The sequence below is a fragment of the Paenibacillus silvestris genome, from assembly GCF_009882985.1.
GTDB classification, from domain to species: domain Bacteria; phylum Bacillota; class Bacilli; order Paenibacillales; family NBRC-103111; genus Paenibacillus_E; species Paenibacillus_E silvestris.
Map to the genome: position 1 here is coordinate 371,355 of NZ_WTUZ01000022.1, position 22,041 is coordinate 393,395.

Here is a 22,041-nt window from a genome sequence, read left to right on the forward strand (position 1 = left end):
AGAGGATTTACGAAAAAAATATTCGCGTATTTCCTCATTGTTATTATCCTTTCACTCAGCTGTGTAGGTATCTTCTCCTATATCATTACTTCTGGAGAACTGGAAGAAATGGTAGAGAATCAAATGAATCAAATTGCCGGCAACGCTGTTCACCATACCGATCTGTATCTGCAGGACTACGAACGCTCGATTGTCTCGTTGTTAACGAATAGACAGATTATGGAGTTTATTGATCTGCCGACCACAAGGGAAGAATATGACTACTATTTGTATCGTAAAACAATCCGGGAATTTAGTGTGGACCCTTTATTTATACGTAATCCCAAACTCGCTTCTGTCTATCTGATCAGCGATAAGAAGAACGCCGTTTATTATTATAATAGTGTGAATGAGCAATCGTTCAATGCCGAAGACATCCAAAGGCAGCGCGATTATTTTCTCGCGAATACGACGCCTGACGGACAATTAAGCATCTTGAATCACACGATCATTGAAGGGCAAGAGAATCAAATGCTAACGATCGTTCGCCGGATTCGCGGCTACACATCACCGGAATTGTCCGGCTTGCTTGCGATTGAGATGCGGTCTGCCGATCTATCTGCTCTATGGAAAGGTATCGATTTAGGGAAGTATGGGTACCTGTTTATCATCGATGATAAAGGGCGTTACATTTATCACCCGGATAGGTTGAAAGTCGGCACGACCGTTCCGAAGGCTTTTTCTGAAAAGCTGAATCAGGCAGGTTCGCATTCTTTTACCGACGCCTATGAAGGCGATGAGCGCATGTATGTAAGCCGCAAATCGGAGTCTTCCGATTGGCAGCTCGTTGTGTCCATGCCGGTTCGCGAGCTGCGTAAACCGCTCTCCAACATTCGCTCGACAACGCTTGTCGTTGGTCTGTTCACTTTGATCTTGGCGATGCTGCTTGCTTACAGGTTCGGCAAATCGATTGCCAAACCCGTTCAGACGCTCAAATCCGGCATGCGGGAGACCGAGAAAGGGAATTGGGCTACGATTCCGCTCCCTCCTCACCGAGATGAGATTGTTGAGCTGATGGTTCGCTATAATTTGATGGTCAAGCGGCTTTCTGAAGCTGTGGACCGCGTCGTGCAAGTGGAATTAAGCAATTCCGAAATTCGGATGGAGCGTCAAAAGGCCGAATTTCAATCGCTTCAGCTGCAGATTAATCCGCATTTTATGTACAACACGCTGGAGACTATCGTTTGCTACGCGACCATTCAGGACTCCGAGGAGATTTCTGAAATTGTGAAGGCGTTGGCTTACATGCTGCGTTACTCCGTTCAGACGAATCTCGAAGAAATAACGGTAGCTAATGAGTTGAAGCACGTCATGTATTATTTGGTCGTATTAAGGCACCGCATAGGTCGCGAGTTCGAGATTGATGTGGCGATTAAGCCTGAGTATTTGCTTCATGTTATGGTTCGTTTGACGCTGCAGCCGCTAGTTGAAAATGTATTTCAACATGCCTTCCCGGATGGCCTGGAGGATTATCATGTTGTCCGGATTGATGGCGGCGTTAGCGACGGCATCTTTTGGATCAGTGTGGAGGATAACGGCTCTGGGATGTCAGAAGCGAAGCTTGGGCAGCTCCAAGAGAAGTTGAATACCAATAGACTGGCCGATGGCGAAGTAGATGAAGCGGGTAAAAAGGGCGGCATCGGCGTTTTGAACGTTCACCGCAGGATTCAGATGGTCTATGGCGAGCAGTATGGGCTGCGAATTGAAAGCAAGCTTGAGCAGGGCACCAAGATGATCATGGTCATGCCGGCTTCCCCAAGAAAGCTGGAGTAGGTGTTTCTTATGAAAACTAATTCTCATAAAAATTTCGGGCAAGTTCTCTTCTGTGGGTGCATAGGATTGTAGTACACAATTCACCATCACGAGCTGACCTATATTTTGAAAGGCAGCAGTGAAAGGAGGTACCCATGGACATATTCAAAAGAATTTCGGAGCATCGTACGGAGAAGGATGCATTGAGCTGGACCGGTACGTTCGCGGAGTACATAGAATTGCTTCGCAGTAATCCTGGACTCGCAAGAACTGCACATTCCAGAGTCTATGATATGATTGCTTCGCAAGGGATTAATGATCAATCCGGGCACAAGTCTTACAAATTTTTCAACCAAGAGATTTTTGGCCTGGATCGAGCGATTGAGAAGCTGGTAGAAGAATATTTCCACTCCGCTGCCCGTCGATTGGATGTTCGTAAACGTATTTTGCTGCTAATGGGTCCTGTAAGCGGTGGTAAGTCCACAATTGTGACAATGCTAAAACGTGGATTAGAGCAGTTTTCCAAGACAGATCTGGGGGCCGTCTATGCGATTAAAGGTTGCCCGATGCACGAGGAACCGCTTCATCTGATTCCGATGGAACTGCGCCCCGAGATCGAGCGAGAGTTAAATGTGAAGATTGAAGGCAGCTTATGTCCTTCCTGCCAAATGCGTTTGAAAACCGAATACAATGGCTGCATTGAAGACGTCATGGTGGAGCGTGTGTTTGTTTCAGAAGAAGGTCGTGTCGGTATCGGGACATTCAGTCCTTCGGATCCCAAATCACAAGATATCGCTGATCTGACGGGAAGTATCGATTTCTCGACGATCACGGAGTTCGGTTCCGAATCCGATCCGCGTGCTTACCGGTTCGATGGGGAGCTCAACAAAGCCAATCGCGGGATCATGGAGTTCCAGGAAATGCTGAAGTGCGATGAGAAGTTCCTCTGGAACCTGCTATCCCTTACGCAGGAGGGGAATTTCAAGGCGGGACGCTTCGCGCTCATTAGCGCCGATGAGTTAATCGTTGCTCATACCAACGAAACTGAGTACAAATCCTTTATTGCGAATAAAAAGAATGAAGCGTTGCAATCCAGGATGATCGTCATGCCGATTCCGTATAACCTTCGAGTAACCGATGAAGAGAAAATCTACTACAAGCTCATTGGACAGAGCGACATGTCACATATTCACACAGCCCCTCATTCGTTACGTGTGGCTGCGATCTTCTCCATCTTGACTCGCTTGAAGGAAACGAAGAAGCAAGGGATGGATCTGGTCAAAAAGATGCGGATGTACGACGGCGAAGTTGTCGAAGGCTACAAAGAAGCCGATCTGAAAGAAATGCAAAATGAATTCCAAGAAGAAGGCATGAGCGGTATTGATCCGCGTTATGTCATCAACCGGATTTCGAGCGCACTGATTAGGCAGGATCTTCAGTGCATTAACGCACTGGATGTATTGCGTGCCCTGAAAGATGGCTTGGATCAGCATCCGTCGATTACGAAGGATGAGCGTGAACGGTTCCTGAACTTCATCTCTGTCGCGCGCAAAGAGTACGATGATATTGCGAAGAAAGAAGTACAGAAGGCCTTCGTGTACTCCTTCGAGGAGTCAGCCAAAACCATTTTCGACAACTACCTCGATAATATTGAAGCTTATTGCAACTGGGGCAAAATCAAGGATCCGCTCACCGGTGAGGAGATGGATCCAGATGAGCGCCTGATGCGTTCCATCGAGGAACAAATCGGCATTTCTGAAAATGCCAAAAAAGCGTTCCGTGAAGAAATTCTGATCCGAATTTCCTCCTATTCCCGCAAGGGCCGGAAATTCGACTACAGCAGTCACGAACGTCTGCGTGAAGCTATTGAGAAGAAGTTGTTTGCTGATCTGAAGGATATCGTGAAGATTACGACATCGTCGAAAACACCGGATGAGAAGCAGCTGAAGAAGATTAACGATGTCACGAAGCAGTTAATCGATGAGCATGGCTATTGCCCCGTATGCGCGAATGAGCTGCTGCGTTATGTGGGAAGCTTGCTGAACAGATAAAGAGGATTTATAAGCCTGAGGCGCTGGTGGTGGCGCTTTGGGCTTTTTGTTTTGGGCAGGGGCAGGGCAGAGCAGAGCAGGCTTGATGCTCCCACATCTGTGTGGCAATGGCCGCAGTGTGGATGTCTGCGCGGCGATGGCTACAGGGAGCTATCGATGCCAAGGTAGCGAAACGGCCATTGTGGCAGGGAGCGGGGTAACAGAGAGGGAGGGGCTGTTTGGAATTAACGCCAATTCCTCCTGCTATTTATCGTGTATTATCCACTTTTTCCCATTTAACTGGATTTTCTACCGCTATTTCCATTGAATTTGGAAGATTCGTGCAGATATAGACGAGATAGATGGAGTTTCTCCCGTTATTTCATTCACTGCCACACAATCGTGCTGATTAACGGTAGTTTTTCCATGTATCACAGCTGAGGCGGCTTCAAGGATCGCTCGGATCACTTCAATGAAGCCCGCGCGCCCACATCCCGTGTGAACATACCTGCGTGCTGAAATATTCAGGCCGCGGCATCGACGCACACTTGCTTTTATTAAGTAAATAGGAACACGGAATCTAGCAATCTATCATATACTATTTTAACTTCTAGCAAGGGAGGTGTAACAGATAATGAAAGTGAACTTCATGAAAAAAACGGGGATTGTTTTCTTGTTTTTTATAAGCTTAATGGCTGCGCTCATGACTTGGCAAATGAATATATTATCAAACTTTGGGGGGATATGCATAATCGGATTTTGTTTCGGCGCAGCAATGCTCATGTGGTTGGATGTGCTGGAAGTCAACGAAGCCATTCGACGATCTGTAAAAAAGGATGACAAACGAACAAAAGCCGAACACTGAACCTCCAAAGGACAATTCCCCCCAGAAAAAATCCAATGAACCGAACAAATCTTCAGATCTTTTCGGATTTGGCAGGATGATGGACAAACTTCCCCTTCACAAGCTTTCAGCGCGTATGGCGTATTGTATGTTTTTTGATTTGCTTCTCCTCCTCTTTGTCATTATTTTGCGTGTAACAGGAACCCAAGTGAATGAATTCCCCAATGCGTGGGATTTTCGATTTATTGTTATGACGACGATCATCGTCTTTTTTATTGGGCTTTGCGATCTTATGGGTCTTAAGAAGAAATAGGTTGATTGTTTTTTTTCTTCCGCCCAATTTCAGCGATCTATTCACCAACTAGGCATTCACACACATACAGTGTATTAGGCATATCAACTATACAAGAATGTGAGTGATCCTTTAATGACGAATCCTGAAGAACAAGAATTTCGTCCGCCGGTTGGTGGCGGTTTACATGGTGGCGGCATCGGTGGAGGCCCTGGACATGGTGGTATTGGCGGTATTGGTGGAATAGGTGGCCCTGGTCATGGCGGTATTGGTGGCATTGGCGGAATTGGCGGCCCTGGGCACGGTGGCTTTGGCCCTGGATTCGGACCTGGCTTTGGTCATGGCCCGGTTGGTCACATTGGACCCGGCTTCGGCGGACCTGGATTCCATGGCGGTTTCTTTCCCGGCGGTGGCTTCAACAATGCACTTCCATGGCTAGTAGCTCCAATTGTATATAATTCTGTTGATCCCTACTATCCATATCCTCCATATCCGGGGTATCCTTACCCTTACCCGTACCCGCCTAATCCCTACTATCCATATCCACCAGGCTATCCTGGGATTTAATGCGATCGTTGTAACCGAGGAGATTCTCTTAAGGAGAAACCTCGGTTTTTCTTATTGACTGAAGCTGTAGCAGGGAGTTGCGCTCACTCTGGCACCATTCGTTAACGCGCCCAAAGCTGAAATACCATTAACCGTGTTATATAAAATAACAATGTTCCAAGCGTCAATCTTGGAAATATGAAAAAAAATAGTTCAATTCAAGCTTTTGTGTTATATTACATGACATAAAAAACAAAAATTCTTGACAGCGTATAGATCTCTTGATAATATCTTATTAATAACACCGAGGGATTAATTACTGTTGTATTCCTTAGTTAAATCGCCTATTACATATAAATTTATTTATTATCTACATTTTTTTTGTTTAATTAATAACACCAGTGGATTAATTAAAGGTGGTAAAGAAATGGATATTAGCAAGCACGATCAGGAGTTTATTAAGAAAAAAAATAAAAATATGGTGCTGGATATTATCAAGAGCAGCCGCCCGATATCTAGAGCGAAGATTGCTAAGCTCACCTCGATGAGCGCCACTTCTGTAGGCCGCATTGTCAACGATCTTTGTCAAATCGGTCTGGTCAAGGAGACGGAGCAATACTCTTCGGGTGTAGGAAGAAAAGCGACGATGCTAGACATTGATGCTGGTTCCGTGCTTACGATCGGTGTCGAGATGGATAAAGGAGTAATTAAAATAGGGATCGTCGACTTTGACGGTCACATCATAGCTGAGAATAAATTGACGAAGCTGTATCACTTAGATGATCCGGTTAAGGTGGCGCGTGAGCTTTCCGAGTACATTCAAGAGCTTATTGATCACAATGAGATTGTTATTTCTAAAATCATTGGAATCGGAATTGGCGTTCCGGGAATCATCGATATGGATAAGGGAACGATTGTTTTCTCTTCACAATTAGGATGGGAGAATGTCAATTTCGCTGCTTTGGTTGAGTCACATCTCCATATCCCGACCGTGATAGATAATGATCTAAAGGTTAAAGCGCTGGGTGAAACGTACTACGGCTTCGTCAAAGGTTCCAAAAGAGCGGTACTGCTTGGTTTTGGCAGCGGAGTCGGTTCTGCGCTCGTCATTGATGGCACGGTTTACCGGGGAGAATCGAATATTGCAGGTGAGATTGGCCATTCAACCGTAGACCCGAATGGCATGCTCTGCGAGTGCGGGAAACGTGGTTGCCTGCAAACGTATATTGCGGATTTCACCATCATTCAGGAAGCCAATAAAGTTAAACCTATAACGAGTATTAAAGAAATATTTGACAGTGCGCATAATAATGAGACGTGGGCCGTGCAAATTATTGACCGTGCCTGTACGTATATCGCGATTACCGTCAGCAATGTTGTGTGCATGTATAACCCAGACACGATCATACTTGGTGGACATTTGATCGAGCAGCATGTAGAAATGCTTGAAACTGTGAAACAAAAAATAAATCAGTTTATATGGGGCCCATTTAACGGAACGTATAAGCTGGTAAGTTCTAAACTGCAAAGTAATGCGGTTATTATCGGTGCGGCAACTCTCGCATTGCAGCAGCGATTGGATCATGAAATGTAACCTAGGAGGAAGTCATATGGACCAAGTATTGCTGGAAGAATATCGAGGAGACACGCTCGAATGCGTGCATCGGGGGCACATTTGCGGAGTTTCTTATACGGGGGAAGTGAAGTATGTTGTCGGTGATACGAACGCAGTCACGTTTCTAAGATCTGCTGGCAAGCCGTTTCAAGCAATTCCCGTGCTGCGCCATGGCGCTGATGTCCACTTCGGGCTAACCGGTAAGGAAACGGCCATCATGATGGGTTCTCATCGCGCCGAGCCATTTCATGTTGATGCGCTCGAGTCGATGCTCCGGAAGATTGGCGTGGCGGAAGACGGGCTTGTATGCCACCCGACTTACCCGCTTAGCGTTTATGCGACGGAGGATCTGCTTCGCAATCAAGCGCCTAAACGTTCGATTTATCATAATTGCTCTGGCAAGCATCTGGGGATCTTGGCCTTGTGCAAAATGATGGGATATCCGTTGGAGACCTATTTTGAGCCTCAGCACCCAGCGCAGTTAGAGATATTGGAAACGCTCTCGTATTTGTCGGAATGCGCGATTGACCAGATTGGGCTTGGAACAGATGGCTGCGGTTTCCCCGTGTTTGCCATTCCTTTGAGGAACCTGGCAACAGCCTTTCTCAAGTTGGCGTGCCCAGAACTTATTGAGGATGCAGCGATTCGAACGGCTGTTCAGAAGATGGTTGGTCTGATGAATGAACACTATGAGATGGTTGCTGGTTCTGACCGCATTTGTTCAGCTCTGCTTATGGATACGAATATTGTTGCGAAGGGTGGGGCCAAAGGCGTCTATTGCTTCGGGCTAAAAAAAGAAAAGCTAGCTTTCGCCTTGAAAGTGCTAGACGGTTCCGAGGATGAATGGCCGTTAATCGTCGCGTCAATTTTGGAGCAAATCCACTATGACAATAGCAACACGATTCAGAGCATGTATGAGCTCGCACCTATAGAAATCAAGAATGATAACAAGAAAACTATCGGTCGCAACACGGCTGTATTCACGCTTCAAATTCACTCATAAGTGATATGAGCATTGTCGGACAAGCGCAACTAACGCTCCGACAAGTTACATATATAATTTCGAGGAACAATCGGGAGGGGTTATTTTGAAAAAAAGAATGTCAACAATGGTGATGAGCATGGTTCTTGTGCTGACGGTTGGATTAGTCGGCTGCTCCAGCGAACCTGCAGGAAATGCAAGTAATGCAGCTCAAAGTTCAGGCAAAAAAGAAAAAATCACGTATTTAGATCCGCTTCCAAGCCCAGAGCGAACAGCACTCATGCAAGATTTCATCAAACAATTCCAAACAAAAAACCCGAACATTGAAGTCGAATACACTTCCGTTCCTTGGGATGATGCGAATAAGAAATGGATGGCTCTCGGTGCTGCCAAACAGCTTCCTGATGTCATCAGCATCGACGACACCTCTCTCGTAGCTATGTCAGCCGCCGGTTATATCGAAAACCTACAGCCTTATTACGATAAATGGGATCAAGTAGGCAATTTAACCGAAGCGTTCAAACAGGCAAGAAACAAGTATCAAGACAAAGTCTATGCAATTCCCGATGGATTTTTGCTGCAAGGTCTATTTATTCGCAGCGACTGGTTCAAAGAAAGTAACTTGCCGGAGAAAATCGATACATGGGATGACTACTTCAAGCTTTCCCAGCAGTTAACGGATGCTTCCAAATCAAGATATGGGATTTCATTCCGTGGTGGCGCGAACGGTGTTCTTAGAGCCATGGAATATGTTATGGCGGCGACGCATAGCGAGAGCTGGTTCGATAAAGACGGCAAATCGATTCTTTACAAACCGGAAGCGCAAGCGGCATTCAAGAAATTTTATGATATCTATCTCAATGGTAATTCTCCTAAAGAGTCGATCAACTGGGGCTTTAATGAAATGGTGCAGGGCTTCTTGAACGGGCAGACGGCCATCCTGAATCAAACCCCTGAGGTCATTATCACGGCTCAAAAGAACATGAAGGAAGGCACATGGAACGTCGTTCCGATGCCAAAATCCGATGACGGCAAACGTTATATTTTCTGGGGTTACACAGCTGCATATGCGATGGCAGCCAACTCCGAGCACAAAGATGCAGCTTGGAAGTTTATTCAGTTCTTAAGCTCCCCTGAGATCAATTTACAATATAGCATTAAAAATTCGAGCATTCCGATCTATAAGGACAATCTGAAAGATCCGTTCTTCAGCAAAGGTCCAATTGCCGGATATGCAGGGGCTATGGCGGACTCCAACATTGTATTTGCCGGACCGCCGAGCCATCTGACCAAGCTGGGGCAATTCTCAGGTACATTCGCTGTACAAGAAACTCAAAAATATTTGAGTAAAACGCAATCCTTCGAAGATACGATTAAGCATTTGGCTGATTTCCTAACGAAAGAGCAGCAAGACTATTTAAAAAATAATAAATAATAAGATCTAGAAGCAGACAACCGAGGCGGAGTTCTGTCCCGGTTGTCTTTTCCTATCCAATGGGGAGGTGAAGCGGCTTTGAAATTGAGATTGAAACTATGGGAGCCTTACTTGCTTATTGCTCCTGCCATCCTAATCCTGTTAGCTTTTTTTGCCTATCCACTGCTCCAAGGTTTTAAGCTCGCCTTTATGCACTATATTTTGTTTGAACCGAACGACGTTCGTTTTTCTGGTTTGGAGAACTTTAAAGCCATATTTACGGACAACAATATTGTTAGAATTTTGTTAAATTCTTTACTGTGGGTCGTTTTGACGGTCGGTCTGCAATTTGTTCTAGGGTTTGTTCTGGCACAGGCTTTGAATACGAAGTTTAAAGGAAAAAACATCTACCAATCCGTTGTATTTCTTCCATGGGCGGTCTCTGCTTTTTTGATCGGGATGATTTTCAAGTGGATGTTCAGCGAGCAAAATGGATTGATTAACTATCTGTTAATTAAGCTGGGAATCGTGGAGAAAGGCATTTCATTTTTGGCGCTTCCAGGCATTTCGATTTTTCCCATCATTATCGCGATGGTTTGGTACGGCGTACCATTCTTTGGAATCATGCTGCTGGCCGCTTTGCAATCGGTGCCCAAGGATATTTATGAATCCGCAGATATCGATGGTGCCGGCAGGTGGACGAAGCTATTTTATGTAACAATTCCGTTCATTAAGTCGACGATCATCCTTACCGTTTTGCTTCGAGTTATTTGGGTGTTCAACTCGGCGGATCTTATTTATATTATGACAAATGGGGGACCAGCTAACACTTCGCATAATCTGTCATCATACATATTCAATCAGATTTCCTATACAACGGATTTCGGGCAAGCGTCTGCTCTTGGCGTAATCATGCTGATTATCCTCATTATCTATACGTTAATTTTCCTTCGTGCAACCAAATATGACGATGCAGGTGATTTCTAAATGACTTCCTTCGGACGAAAAGCGGCTCCTGAATTAGTTCGATTTGTTGTGCTGTTGCTTTTTGCGTTAGGTACGCTGCTTCCTTTTTATTGGATCATAGTGACCTCTTTAAAAACAAGACAGGAAATTTATAGCGGCCAATTAACCTTGTGGCCCAAAGCGTTAACGTTGGCAAACTATATAGATACCCTGCAAAATACAAATTTTCCCCGATATTTATTGAACAGCTTTACAGTCAGCATGAGTAGTTCAATTCTGGTTCTACTTGCTTCCATCTTGGGAGGATACAGTTTGGCCAGATATCAGTTTAAGGGCAAAAAATTTGTGCTCGTCTCCTTTTTGGCTACCCAAATGGTGCCGGTCATGGTCATCCTAGTGCCTTTGTTTATTACATTTAGCCAAATTCATTTATTGAATAAGCTGCCCGCATTGATTATTACGTACACAGCGATGAACATACCGTTTTGCTTGATTACGATGTCCAGTTTCTTTCAGCGTATTCCGGTTTCTTTGGAAGAAGCGGCCATGATTGACGGCTGCAACAAATTCCAGACGATGTCTAAGGTTGTCTTGCCGATGATGCAGCCAGGTATCGTGGCGACATTTGTGTTTGCTTTTATTGGTTCATGGAACGATTTGTTCTTCGGGGTTATGTTCACAAACAGCGAATCTGCCAAGACAGTTCCTGTCGGTTTAAGCAGTTTTGTTCAGAAATTCGATATCAACTGGGGGCAAATGAGTGCGGCAGGCATCATATCACTCATTCCTGTCGTTATTATGTTTGCCATCGTGCAAAAATATATCGTTGCTGGTTTAACACAAGGTGCTGTGAAAGGTTAGGTGAAACATATGCTGCTCGAAGTTATTGCTACGAGTGTGAGGGACGTGATTGCAGCTGAGCGGAGTGGCGCCGATCGGATCGAACTAATTACGGGCATGCTGGAAGGCGGGCTTACGCCAAGTTATGGGCTCATTGAAGCAGCGGTTCAGGCTACCAAGCTGCCCGTTCAGGTTATGATTCGACCTCACTGCTATTCTTTCTGCTATGATCGTCTAGATGTTGCCGCCATGATTACGGACATTCGCATGGTCAAACAACTTGGGGCTGCTGGTGTAGTGTTTGGCGCGCTTACGGAAGACCAGCGTCTGGATTTGGAAGTGATGGCGAGATTGTTGGAAGAGGCGGAGGGGCTCTCCGTGACCTTCCATCGTGCGTTCGACGAAGTCCGAGATGTTCAGGAAGCGCTAGATGAGCTAGATAAGTTCAAACAAATCGATCGCATACTTACTTCGGGCGGCAAGCCGAATGTGCTGGATGCCGTCCAGGAGATGAAGCGTCTGGTCGCTTGGAGTCAAAAGACGTCCATACAGATTTTGGCAGGAAGTGGACTTACGTTGGCGTCATTGCCTGCATTTGCAGCCGAAACAGGAGTTCAAGAGGTGCATTTCGGAAAAGGTGTACGAAAGAATGGCGATCCGCTTGGTCTGATCGATCCCGTTACGATTCAACAGATTAAACAACACAGGTACGAGTCTACCAAGACAGATGTATGAAGGAGCAACTATGACAATTGACGGGTACTTTTTAGGGATAGACATTGGCGGAACCAAAATGTTGGCTGCCTTGGTGGACGCTCAAGGTCACGTACTAATCAAGGATCAACAGCCTACCTTAGCAGCTGAAGGGGAGCATGAAGTTATTAGACGGCTGATCCATATGATCGAGTCGCTGCTGTCCTCTGTACCCAATCTCAATGCCCGCAGCATGGTAAGTCTAGGTATCGCGACTGCGGGTATCCTTGATATGGATACGGGAACAATTGTTCTATCAACAAATTTAGGCTGGAAAAATGTTGCCTTAGGGCCGATCTTGGAACGGAGATTTGGCATTCCTGTCCGCTTAATTAATGATGCAAGTGCAGCAGCGCTGGGAGAATGGCTCGTTGGTGCTGGTCAAGGAACAGAGGACTGTTTGTATGTAACCGTGTCCACGGGAATAGGCGGCGGTGTTATAAGTGGCGGCCACATGCTGCTGGGTGCTTCGAATAATGCAGCGGAGATCGGCCATATCAGCATAGATCGGAAAGGGCCAACATGCAAGTGCGGGAATAGAGGCTGTGTAGAAATGTATGCCGCAGGCAATTCAATAGCCCGTCTAGCCGCTGAAGATATCCTTGCCGGCAAGCCGCAAACCGCGCCGCTAGCGGAGTTGGCCGGACATGATCCGAATAAGGTTACTGCGAAGCTGGTGTCAGAGGCTGCTTCAAGCGGTGACCCTTATTCCATCTCTTTGCTGAAAGAGGCGGGGGAAGCGCTTGGGACAGCGATGGTGACGATCATTCATCTGTTCAATCCGGAAATTATCATTTTCGGTGGCGGCGTGTCCCTAAGTGGGGATGTGCTTTTCGAGCCCATGTGGAACACGATTCAAAAACTTGGCATCGAAGATATGGTGAAAGATGTGAAAATTACGCGTTCCTCTCTTGGTGTGGATGCGGGGGCAATCGGCGCCGCTTTATTATGGAAGTATGAAAATCAAGCCGTTACAATTTGAAACGGTAACATTCCTATGGTTAGTTAGATAAAGGAAGGCGAGGAGAATTCGCTTGAAAATTGAAGTATTGCCAGCGGAAGAAATTAAAACTAGAGTTGCGAACCTGCTGTCGGAACAGATCAAGCGCAATCCGAAATCGGTGCTTGGCATGACCACAGGCTCATCACCTTTAAAATATGGGATCTATCAAGAGTGGATCCGGCGAGAGCAAGCAGGTGAGCTTTCCTTTCTTGAAGCGAGATTCATTAACCCTGATGAGCTGGTCGGCATTCCGGCTGATCATCCGGAAAGTTATCGGACCTATATGCAAGAGCATTTGTTTGGTCAGCTTCAGACACTTCAATACGAGCCGCAAATTCCTGATGGCAGTTCAATGGATCTAATGGCTGAATGCCAGAGATTTGATCAATTGTTGTCCGATCTGGGTTACGTTGATTGGCAGCTTATGGGACTAGGCTTAAACGGACATATTGCTTTTATCGAACCAAGCGATCATATACCGGCGAAAACCTATATTTCGCAATTGTTTGAAGAGAACAGACCTACTCACTCGCCGCATTTTGGTTCCGAGGAAGAGGTTCCCAAGCAATCGATAACGATTGGTTTGGAGGCTGTTATGAAATCACGGAACATCGTTCTGGTTGCTACAGGCGACAATAAAGCCGACATGGTGGCGAAAGCTTTTGCTGGGCCAATAACAACTAGTGTGCCAGCATCTTTCTTGCAGCTGCATACGAGTGCGACGATTATTCTCGATGCTGCGGCTGCTTCAAAAATCTCGTTGTGATGCCTTTGTGCAAAATATTACAAAAAAGCTAATGGGATCGTCCCTCAATCAGAGGGGTGAGCCATTAGCTTTTTTGCATCTTTAATCAGATTTTATGTTAACAAAAATAACATAATTATATTATGGGGTTTATATGTCATATTATTTGACGTTTATAATTGGAAAAATATATAATTCTATCAAACTTAATCTATTTTTATTTGCTTTATAGCGAAAATTATTGACCACGTGTTAGTTTTTATGACATTATATAAACGAAAGGGGGCGAATTAGAGCATAGAACCTGTTTTCAAATGCAATCCAGTTCAGAATCTATTAATCTGGTAGGAGGAGAAGCACACTTGAAGAGCCACTCGAAGAGCAAGCTGTTCACTACGTTGTTGTTATCTTTTATTTTAGTTTCTGGTGCTGTTGTTCCGAATTACCAAGGGCTTGTCCTTGCGCAGGGAACCGATACTCCCGAGAAACTCCGGAAGACGAAGTGGGCGCTCAACGGGAATATAGCAGAGCCGACTATAGAAGTCCCGGAGGGACTTCCTGTGGAGACAAAACAGGTCCCCCTTAGCCCTCGTAAAATGTCTAAAGCCGACAGTATTGTCGTGAAATACAAAGATGGAATGAAACCGATTTCACTCGCTGCAACTTACGATATAGCATCGGTACATCCACTTCCAGCACTTGGCGCCGAGCTCATTAAGCTACCAGAAGGTGCGGATATCAACTCCATCCTCTTAAGGCTTAAGTCCGATCCGAGCGTTCTGTTCGCGGAGCCGAACGGCCTGGTCTTCACATCCGATTCGGTGACAACTGGCGAAAGTGTCACAACAAATGTCTATTTCGGTCCTCCATTCTATTCGTCACATCCTGTCACAACGAATGTCTATTCTAGCCCTCCATTTGCTTCGTCACGCCCAGTCACATCTGATGTATATTACAGCTCTCCATTCGTTTCGCCATACCTCACCTCGCAGGGGGCCGAGTTGGAGAATTTTATCCCGAACGACCCGTTGTTTCCTGAACAGTGGGGGCTGCACAATGCGGGAAGCAGCAATGAAGATCCAGAAGGTTTAGCGGATATTGACATCAACGCTCCTGAGGCTTGGTCGATTATGAAAAAAGACAGCAAAGAATTAGTCGTGGCGGTGATCAGCGACGGTGTTGATATTAATCATCCGGATTTAGTGGAAAACATCTGGACGAATCCCAAGGAAATCGCAGGCAACGGCATCGACGACGATGGTAACGGCTTTGTCGACGACGTCCACGGTTGGGACTTCTATAACGATGACAACAACACTAACGACTTGATAGACCCACCCAATAACGGAACAGCGATTGCAGGAACCATAGCCGCTTCCATGAACAATGCTATCGGTATCGCTGGGATCGCTCCGAATGTGAAAATATTACCGGTCAAGTCGCTTTCTTGGACGACGAAAAGTGGATACGCCAACCAAATCGCCGAAGGTATAGCTTACGCAGAGCGGATGGGTGCCGATATTGTTGTCCTCGATTTCTATTATTATGAACCCAGTGATTTGATCCTGGACACTCTTAAAGCAACCAAAATGCTAATCGTCGCGCCAACCGACAATCAAGGTAATGACATGGACAAATATCCTGTCTATCCGGCATCCTACAGCCTACCTAATCTGCTCACGGTCATGGGTATGCTTCGAAGTGGCTCCGTAATTACTAGCTACGGCAAAAAAAGCGTAAATATCGCAGCACCCGCTGCTTTCCAGGTGATCACTACCGCGCCTTCAGATAACCCTGCATATGCTGCGCAAATCGATACTGGTGTGTACAAGGCAATTTTTAACGGGATAGGCTTCGAGAATTTTAGTCCTCCTTTTCAAATGGATTCAGCCCGCATTGCGCTTGATTACTTAGCCGAAGGCTTCAACAAACCGTCCGTATTGCTCGTCCAGGACGACAATTCGGTAGGCGGCAAAGAATGGGAGCAGAGTTATCTGGAAAAGTACATGAGCTTTCTACTTTCTGCTGGTTATGAGGCCAATAACATCCAAATCGTTAGTGTTCCTAAGAACGAGAGTGGCCCCTCTCTCGCGTCCATGAAACCGTACGATATTGTCGTATGGTTTACCGGCGATGCCGATCCTCAAATAAATCCAGAACCTAATAATCTCTCAATGCTGACCGAGTTCGACAAGGCAAACTTAACAGACTACCTGAATTCAGGCGGCAGACTTCTCCTAACAGGCAGGAATGCGCTCTTCGGGAACGAAACGTCCTCTTTCGTTACTGACATGCTTCACATGGACTATCTGTCTGAATCGTTTGTTGGATTATACGAATTGCTTGGCGGGTTAGGAACCATTTATGACGGTCAATCAACTCCAATGCCGGAAATCTATAATGGCGAGATGATCGCAGCAAGGGATTCATTCGCCCGGACCAACCTGTTGCTCAACAAACCAGACTATGATTATCACTCCTTTTTTAGCTCTGCCGCAATCGCACACGCTGCCGGAGTTGCAGCTTTAGTGCTCGGTGCAAACCCTAAATACGATGCAAAGATGGTTATTCAACGATTAATGAATAGCGGGAAGAAAGTCAGCTCCCTGCTTAATAAAAACATCTCTGGCAAGATGCTTGATGCTTATCGCGCGTTATCTGACAAGGATATCCCAGGAACTCCGCTTCAGGTTCCAGAAGTGAGCGAACGCCTCGATGAAGCAGTCGATCCAGACCGCGTGTATGCGATAGAACTGAATGCGGGTGAAACAATTCAGGCAACGTTGACCGGGGAGGAAGGGACAGACTTTGATTTATACCTCTTTGATCCCTCCACCACTAGCGTCAACGGCAAAGCCGGTATTGTCGCCGCATCCGAACATCCGGGAACATCTAACGAAGAACTTTCTTATTTGGTTAAGAAAACAGGCACTTATTATTTGAATGTCTATGCGTTCGCAGGATCGGGCATCTACAAGCTGCGTCTACAGCACGCCAACTCTTCTGGCACTTACGAAGAGAATTCAAACGCTGTGACTCTCGTTGGAGATTGGGCATCTGTTATAGATTCGAAATTGTCGGGGGGGAGTTCGAAGCGTCTTGATGCTCAGGGATATGTGGAATTCACCTTTGAGGGCAGCTATGTAGAGTGGGTCGGGACCAAGAACGTCGAACAAGGGATCGCCAACGTCTATCTCGATGGCAAACTCGATAGCCCCGTATCCTTGTATAGCGAAACTGAATTGAAAAAGCAAGTGCTCTTCAAGAAAGATGTCTTATACGACAAGCATACGATCAAGATCGAGTGGACGGGCAAGGCCGATCCGAAGGCTCGGAAGAACGCTCCCGCATTCGTGAACGTCGACGCTTTCGTCGTCAAACATCTCATTCAAGATTCCGATATCTCTCAGGTGCTCTTCGAAGGCACGTGGGCAAGGAGTTTTAGTTCATTATATTCGGGTCATTCCATCCAAACTTCCTATGCGAAAGACAGCTACAGCGAAATAACATTCGTCGGAACGAGGGTCCGCCTCCTCGCGCGGGTCGGCGGCAACAGTGGAATCGCGGATATCTATATCGACGGACAATTTGTTAAATCGGTGGACTTCTACCGGAAAACTCGGCAATATGAGGCTGTTATTTTCCAATCGGAGCCGCTTTCCGAAGGGAAGCATACGATCCGTGTCGTGAACAAAAGCGAGAAGCATATCGACTCCACGGGTACTGCCATCTCGATCGATGCCTTCGAAATTGACTGATGATTCCATGCGATATCGACAAACTCATAGGGAATGGGGAAACCGGACTTGAAGAACACATATAAGCGCATCCGCAAGATGTCATCCATATTCATTGCCTCAGCTATGTTGGCGAGCGGTCTTTTTCATTCAGCCAATCCCGCAGCAGCTAACGCTTCCCTAAATGGTCAACTTCCTGTGGTCGCCTCAGGGGCAGATCTTGATTTGAATTCGTTTCAAGAATTCACCTACGATTGGAAGAAGAGTTTATCTCAATTTTCCGAGGACCCAGCAATCGTATTTATTTCACCTGACATTGACACATCTTCTACAGAACCTGTCAGCGTCATCATCCAATTGAGTGGACAACCTGCAGCAGTCGGGAAATACGCTGCGAGCAAGGGATATACCGCTTTGGCCGCTGAAGCGACTGCGAAGGCGGTTCAGAATGAGCAAACCGTATTCCTGAAAGCTGCTAAAAAGGACGGAATGTCGCTGGACGTAGAATTTCAGTATAACCAAGTGCTGAACGGAATGGCTGTTACGTTGCCGGGCAGTCGCATCTCCAATCTGGCGAAGCTCCCAGGGGTGAAGGCGATTTATCCGAACTTGACCTACACGTCGAAGCCGATTCAAACATCCGATGAGGAGAAGGTCGACCCCCGGATCGATATGGTTCCGTTGCAACAGTTAGGTGTCGAATCCGCTTGGGCGGAAGGCTATACCGGCAAAGGGCTGAAGATCGGCGTCATTGATACGGGAATCGATTATTTACACCCCGATCTAAAAGATGCTTTTAAAGGTGGATACGATTCCTATTATAACGATGACGATCCTTATGAAGATCTTCCTGAATCTGGCGGGACGATGCATGGTACACATGTGTCCGGCACGATCGCTGGACGCGCTGCGAATGCCAAAGGAAGCTTTCTGCAAAAAGGCGTCGCGTACGAGTCGGATTTATACGTTTATAAAGTGTTGGGCGGTCCACAAAGCTACGGCACCTCGGCTATGATTGTTGATGGCATCGAGCACGCCGTAAAAGACGGCATGGACGTGATTAACCTATCGCTTGGTGACGACGGGTCGAGAGATCCTCACTCTGCGGAGGCGATAGCCGTCAACAATGCTGCGTTAGCCGGCGTAATTCCAGTCCTTGCGGCGGGTAATGCCGCCATGGACGCGCCGTACTACTATTCTCTTGGCGCACCTTCGACGGCAGAATTAGGCATCACGGTTGGTGCAGCAACCAGCGAGATCAACACCTACCAGACGGTTGCTACAAGCTCCTTGTCCGACCAAGACTACACCCTTCGTGCAATGGTATGGGAGCCCGGAAACACGGATTTCACCAAGATCCTCGGAACGGATCCAATCGAAGCCGTCTATCTCGGCTTTGGCGATGATGGGGGCGGCATAGATGTGGATTATGCTGGGAAAGACGTTGAGGGCAAAATCGTCATAGTGACGAGGACACATATCGGTCAAAATCTTCCATTCGGCCAACAAATTATGAACGCTAAAGAACATGGAGCCAAGGCGATCATCATATTCAACGGTACTACCAATGATAGAACAGATTTTTTTGGAGATAGAACCGTTAATTTGTCGGATTCGATTCCGGGCAGAGACGGCTTTATCGGGTACATGGGCTTCCAGGGCGAGTACTCCGATTCCATTCCCGCATTCGATATAGCCGGCAAAGAAGGCCGAGCATTGGTTCGAGCGATGATGAAGCAACCTGATGTACCGGTAACGCTAACCTTCGCTAAGCCCTTTGAGAAAGTCTTGCTGACAGGAGATACGATAGCAGAATTCAGCTCGCGCGGGCCGAACAATGACGGCAGATTCGGGATCAAGCCGGATGTCGTTGCACCCGGACATCGTATTCGGTCGTCTATTCCCGCTTACGGGATTGTGAATCCGGAAGCCGATTATACTGGTGCTTACGGCCGCGAAAGTGGAACTAGTATGGCTGCGCCGCATATCTCTGGCCTTGCCTTACTGTTGAAGGACAAATTTCCGAATTGGACGCCCTCAGATGTTCGGGCGGCTTTGGCGAATACGGCCGATCTGTTGTCTGACGAGGATGGCACCCTATATGACACCTACTCGCAAGGTGCGGGACGCCCAGATATATCGAATGCCCTTCATACCTCATCTTTATTGAAGGCGCTTAATGAAATTAAAATATATGATAAGGAAATGAATCCTATCACTCTACCGAGCGAAGCTAGCAGTGTCTCGTTTGGAATCATTGATCCGACTGTCCGTACCACGGCATCAAGTCCTCTTCAACTTAAAAGTGTTACCGATAAGCCTGTGACGTATACGGCCAGGGTAGGCTTGCATGATGTGTTTACAAATAAGCCTGGTACGACTTCGAATCCGAATTGGGACGGTGTCTCTGTCAAGCTAACGGGTATTGACGCAGATGGCAAGGTTTCTGTCAACGCAGGAGAAATCCGAACCTTTACACTGTCCGTCGAAGTGAAACCGGACGCTAAGCAAGGGGTTTACGAAGGGGGCGTAATCTTGGAAAGCTCAGGAGTCCCTGCCTTGCACCTGCCATTCGTGTTTCATATCGGGAAGCAGTCGATCCAGAACGAGAATGCAGTTAGTATTAGCGTCTCGAATCGGATTGTTTCGCCTCATGCACCAATTGATATTACCTTGAATCACAGAGGTGGAGGGTTTAATAAACTTCTGCTCGACATCTACGGAAACGATGGCCAATATTATGGGCGGATTGCGGATTTTAATGGCGTGAAGAATGGCCTTCCAACCTATCTTCAGAAAGGTGACTATGTCATTGAAGACTTCAATGGCAGCTACAGCCTAATGAGCGAACAGGAAAATGGTGAATCCGGTATCTTTAAACTTTCCACTTTGCCTGATGGTCAATATGTTTTAATAGCAATTACAGCATCTGTCGTCTTCGGAAGTCCGACACAAATTCTTATGTCCAATATAACGATCAATGTAGACAATGATTATAAAGGTAACGACGAGCAGCCTGGAGGCGGGAATCCACCGGGTGGTGATCCAGGCGGCGAGGATCATTCACAGGGAAGTTCTGGAACTACGTATACTCCAACTCCGACTCCGACGCCAAATAAATTCAATGCTCAAGTAACGGCGTCTGTCGTAAAGGAATCCCAAACATCGACTTGGCTGGACGCGAAGGCAAGCAAAGCTGACGGAGTTCTAGCTGTAACCGTTAACGATGCAGACCTTAGCAAGGTGCTCGGAAACAGAACAGGACCCATCGCAATCATTGCTGGCGTATCCTCCACTGAAACCAATATAGCGGAGTTGAGATTCACACTTCCGCAAGCGCAAAGCTTGAAAGCGGCGCCTGAAGGGAGTTCGGTTGTGTTCACCTGGAACGACGCGTCTATCGCTCTCCCGACTTCCGCTCTAAGCGGTGTTCCGGAGGGAGCGGGTCTCCTAATTCGCATTAGGAAGGAAGAGGCGAGCGCCAAGCGCTTTGAAGCCTCATATCCGGAAGCCGAGGTTGTCGGCACGCCAGTCGCCTTCGAAGCGAACGTCGTCATGGACAACCGCGAGACTCCGATTCCACTTTCCACAAGCGAAAGGGTGGCACGCGCCTTCCTGGTCGGTGGAGACGTCAATGCAACGACAGCTGGTGCTTTGTATGAGGCAGGCGGCGTAGTCCATCCGGTGCCTGCAATCTTTACGGCAAGTAAAGACGGCGGGACCATCATATCCATTACGCGTCCTGGCTTCTCGACACTTGCGGCAGCTAAGCGAGACATCGCGTTTACGGATATTGATAATTCATGGGCGAAGGAGTATATCCAGAAGCTCGCTGACAAATTTATGATGAATGGCGTAACATACGACACGTTCGCCCCAATGAGCAGCGTCACTCGAGCTCAATTCACATCGATGTTGGTTAGAGCGGTCGGTCTGCCATCGACAGACAAGGGAGCTCCGTTTAAGGATGTTAGCGAGAACGATTGGTTCGCTGGCGAGGTTGCCGCCGCCCATGCGGTAGGCTTGGTGACAGGTTATGATGGAACTTTTATGCCGAATGCGAATATCAGCCGCCAAGACCTGGCTGTCATGCTGAATCGCGCGCTAAAATTTCTTGATGCGAAACCTTTAACCAGAAGCGACATCGTCTATACAGATGCTGAGACATTCGGCGCTTATGCGAAAGGAGACATTCAAGCTGTCACTGAAGCTGGTCTGATGGATGGAGTCGCAGACCAAGGCGCCTACGTCTTTCATCCTGCTGAGGTAACAACGCGAGAAGCAGCCGCCAAGGTGTTGTACCAATTGCTTAAGGTTTCAATCCTTATAAACTGATCGTGAATAAAAGGCTGTCTTATCATGAGATGTATCTCTTGATAGGACAGCCTTTGTTAAGTTTTGATAACATGATCAGATCCTCATCTTACTCATCAAGAGCTTGATGCTTTGGTAAGGTGGAAGAACAGGTATATAGACATGAACG

The 22,041-nt window shown here is 46.8% G+C and carries 15 protein-coding genes; all 15 read left to right on the plus strand.

Annotated features, from left to right (window positions below):
- Window positions 1-108 precede the first annotated feature (108 nt).
- The 15 genes from GQF01_RS22165 to GQF01_RS22235 all read left to right on the plus strand — a co-directional run bounded on the left by GQF01_RS22165 (window position 109) and on the right by GQF01_RS22235 (window position 21,893).
- A complete protein-coding gene (locus tag GQF01_RS22165; RefSeq protein ID WP_235960164.1) occupies window positions 109-1,812 on the plus strand; it encodes a cache domain-containing sensor histidine kinase in 1,704 nt (567 codons plus the stop codon).
- A gap of 134 nt (window positions 1,813-1,946) precedes the next feature.
- Complete coding sequence (locus tag GQF01_RS22170) at window positions 1,947-3,842, plus strand: PrkA family serine protein kinase (RefSeq protein WP_161408851.1); 1,896 nt, start codon at window positions 1,947-1,949, stop codon at window positions 3,840-3,842.
- Between the two features lie 613 nt (window positions 3,843-4,455).
- A complete protein-coding gene (locus tag GQF01_RS22175; protein WP_161408852.1) occupies window positions 4,456-4,686 on the plus strand; it encodes a hypothetical protein in 231 nt (76 codons plus the stop codon).
- 115 nt (window positions 4,687-4,801) lie between these two features.
- Window positions 4,802-4,978 (plus strand): hypothetical protein, encoded by a 177-nt coding sequence (locus GQF01_RS22180; RefSeq protein WP_161408853.1) that lies wholly within the window; start codon window positions 4,802-4,804, stop codon window positions 4,976-4,978.
- A 99-nt stretch (window positions 4,979-5,077) separates the two neighbouring features.
- Window positions 5,078-5,524, plus strand: coding sequence for a hypothetical protein (locus GQF01_RS22185; RefSeq protein WP_202556597.1), 447 nt, complete (start codon window positions 5,078-5,080; stop codon window positions 5,522-5,524).
- A 406-nt stretch (window positions 5,525-5,930) separates the two neighbouring features.
- On the plus strand, window positions 5,931-7,097 hold the full coding sequence (locus tag GQF01_RS22190) for an ROK family transcriptional regulator (RefSeq protein ID WP_161408855.1): 1,167 nt from the start codon (window positions 5,931-5,933) through the stop codon (window positions 7,095-7,097).
- A gap of 16 nt (window positions 7,098-7,113) precedes the next feature.
- Window positions 7,114-8,121, plus strand: coding sequence for an asparaginase (locus tag GQF01_RS22195; protein ID WP_161408856.1), 1,008 nt, complete (start codon window positions 7,114-7,116; stop codon window positions 8,119-8,121).
- Window positions 8,122-8,206: 85 nt separating this feature from the next.
- The gene (locus GQF01_RS22200) at window positions 8,207-9,535 is read left to right on the plus strand and encodes an ABC transporter substrate-binding protein (RefSeq protein WP_161408857.1); all 1,329 of its coding nucleotides are present in this window, start codon (window positions 8,207-8,209) and stop codon (window positions 9,533-9,535) included.
- Window positions 9,536-9,613: 78 nt separating this feature from the next.
- Window positions 9,614-10,501 (plus strand): carbohydrate ABC transporter permease, encoded by an 888-nt coding sequence (locus tag GQF01_RS22205; RefSeq protein ID WP_235960166.1) that lies wholly within the window; start codon window positions 9,614-9,616, stop codon window positions 10,499-10,501.
- Window positions 10,502-11,341, plus strand: coding sequence for a carbohydrate ABC transporter permease (locus GQF01_RS22210; protein WP_145659858.1), 840 nt, complete (start codon window positions 10,502-10,504; stop codon window positions 11,339-11,341).
- Window positions 11,342-11,350: 9 nt separating this feature from the next.
- Entirely contained in the window at window positions 11,351-12,055 is a 705-nt protein-coding gene (locus tag GQF01_RS22215; protein ID WP_161408858.1) for a copper homeostasis protein CutC, read from the plus strand.
- A gap of 10 nt (window positions 12,056-12,065) precedes the next feature.
- Complete coding sequence (locus tag GQF01_RS22220; RefSeq protein WP_161408859.1) at window positions 12,066-13,055, plus strand: ROK family protein; 990 nt, start codon at window positions 12,066-12,068, stop codon at window positions 13,053-13,055.
- A 52-nt stretch (window positions 13,056-13,107) separates the two neighbouring features.
- Window positions 13,108-13,842, plus strand: coding sequence for a glucosamine-6-phosphate deaminase (locus tag GQF01_RS22225; protein WP_161408860.1), 735 nt, complete (start codon window positions 13,108-13,110; stop codon window positions 13,840-13,842).
- A gap of 293 nt (window positions 13,843-14,135) precedes the next feature.
- Window positions 14,136-17,579 (plus strand): S8 family serine peptidase, encoded by a 3,444-nt coding sequence (locus GQF01_RS22230; protein WP_161408861.1) that lies wholly within the window; start codon window positions 14,136-14,138, stop codon window positions 17,577-17,579.
- A gap of 48 nt (window positions 17,580-17,627) precedes the next feature.
- A complete protein-coding gene (locus GQF01_RS22235; protein WP_161408862.1) occupies window positions 17,628-21,893 on the plus strand; it encodes a S8 family serine peptidase in 4,266 nt (1,421 codons plus the stop codon).
- Window positions 21,894-22,041: the final 148 nt, after the last annotated feature.

Bases quoted from the DNA above. Each gene is read 5' to 3' on its own strand.
- GQF01_RS22165 (WP_235960164.1), top strand. From the start codon at position 109: ATGGTAGAGAATCAAATGAATCAAATTGCCGGCAACGCTGTTCACCAT.
- GQF01_RS22170 (WP_161408851.1), top strand. From the start codon at position 1,947: ATGGACATATTCAAAAGAATTTCGGAGCATCGTACGGAGAAGGATGCA.
- GQF01_RS22175 (WP_161408852.1), top strand. From the start codon at position 4,456: ATGAAAGTGAACTTCATGAAAAAAACGGGGATTGTTTTCTTGTTTTTT.
- GQF01_RS22180 (WP_161408853.1), top strand. From the start codon at position 4,802: ATGGCGTATTGTATGTTTTTTGATTTGCTTCTCCTCCTCTTTGTCATT.
- GQF01_RS22190 (WP_161408855.1), top strand. From the start codon at position 5,931: ATGGATATTAGCAAGCACGATCAGGAGTTTATTAAGAAAAAAAATAAA.
- GQF01_RS22195 (WP_161408856.1), top strand. From the start codon at position 7,114: ATGGACCAAGTATTGCTGGAAGAATATCGAGGAGACACGCTCGAATGC.
- GQF01_RS22210 (WP_145659858.1), top strand. From the start codon at position 10,502: ATGACTTCCTTCGGACGAAAAGCGGCTCCTGAATTAGTTCGATTTGTT.
- GQF01_RS22215 (WP_161408858.1), top strand. From the start codon at position 11,351: ATGCTGCTCGAAGTTATTGCTACGAGTGTGAGGGACGTGATTGCAGCT.
- GQF01_RS22220 (WP_161408859.1), top strand. From the start codon at position 12,066: ATGACAATTGACGGGTACTTTTTAGGGATAGACATTGGCGGAACCAAA.
- GQF01_RS22230 (WP_161408861.1), top strand. From the start codon at position 14,136: ATGCAATCCAGTTCAGAATCTATTAATCTGGTAGGAGGAGAAGCACAC.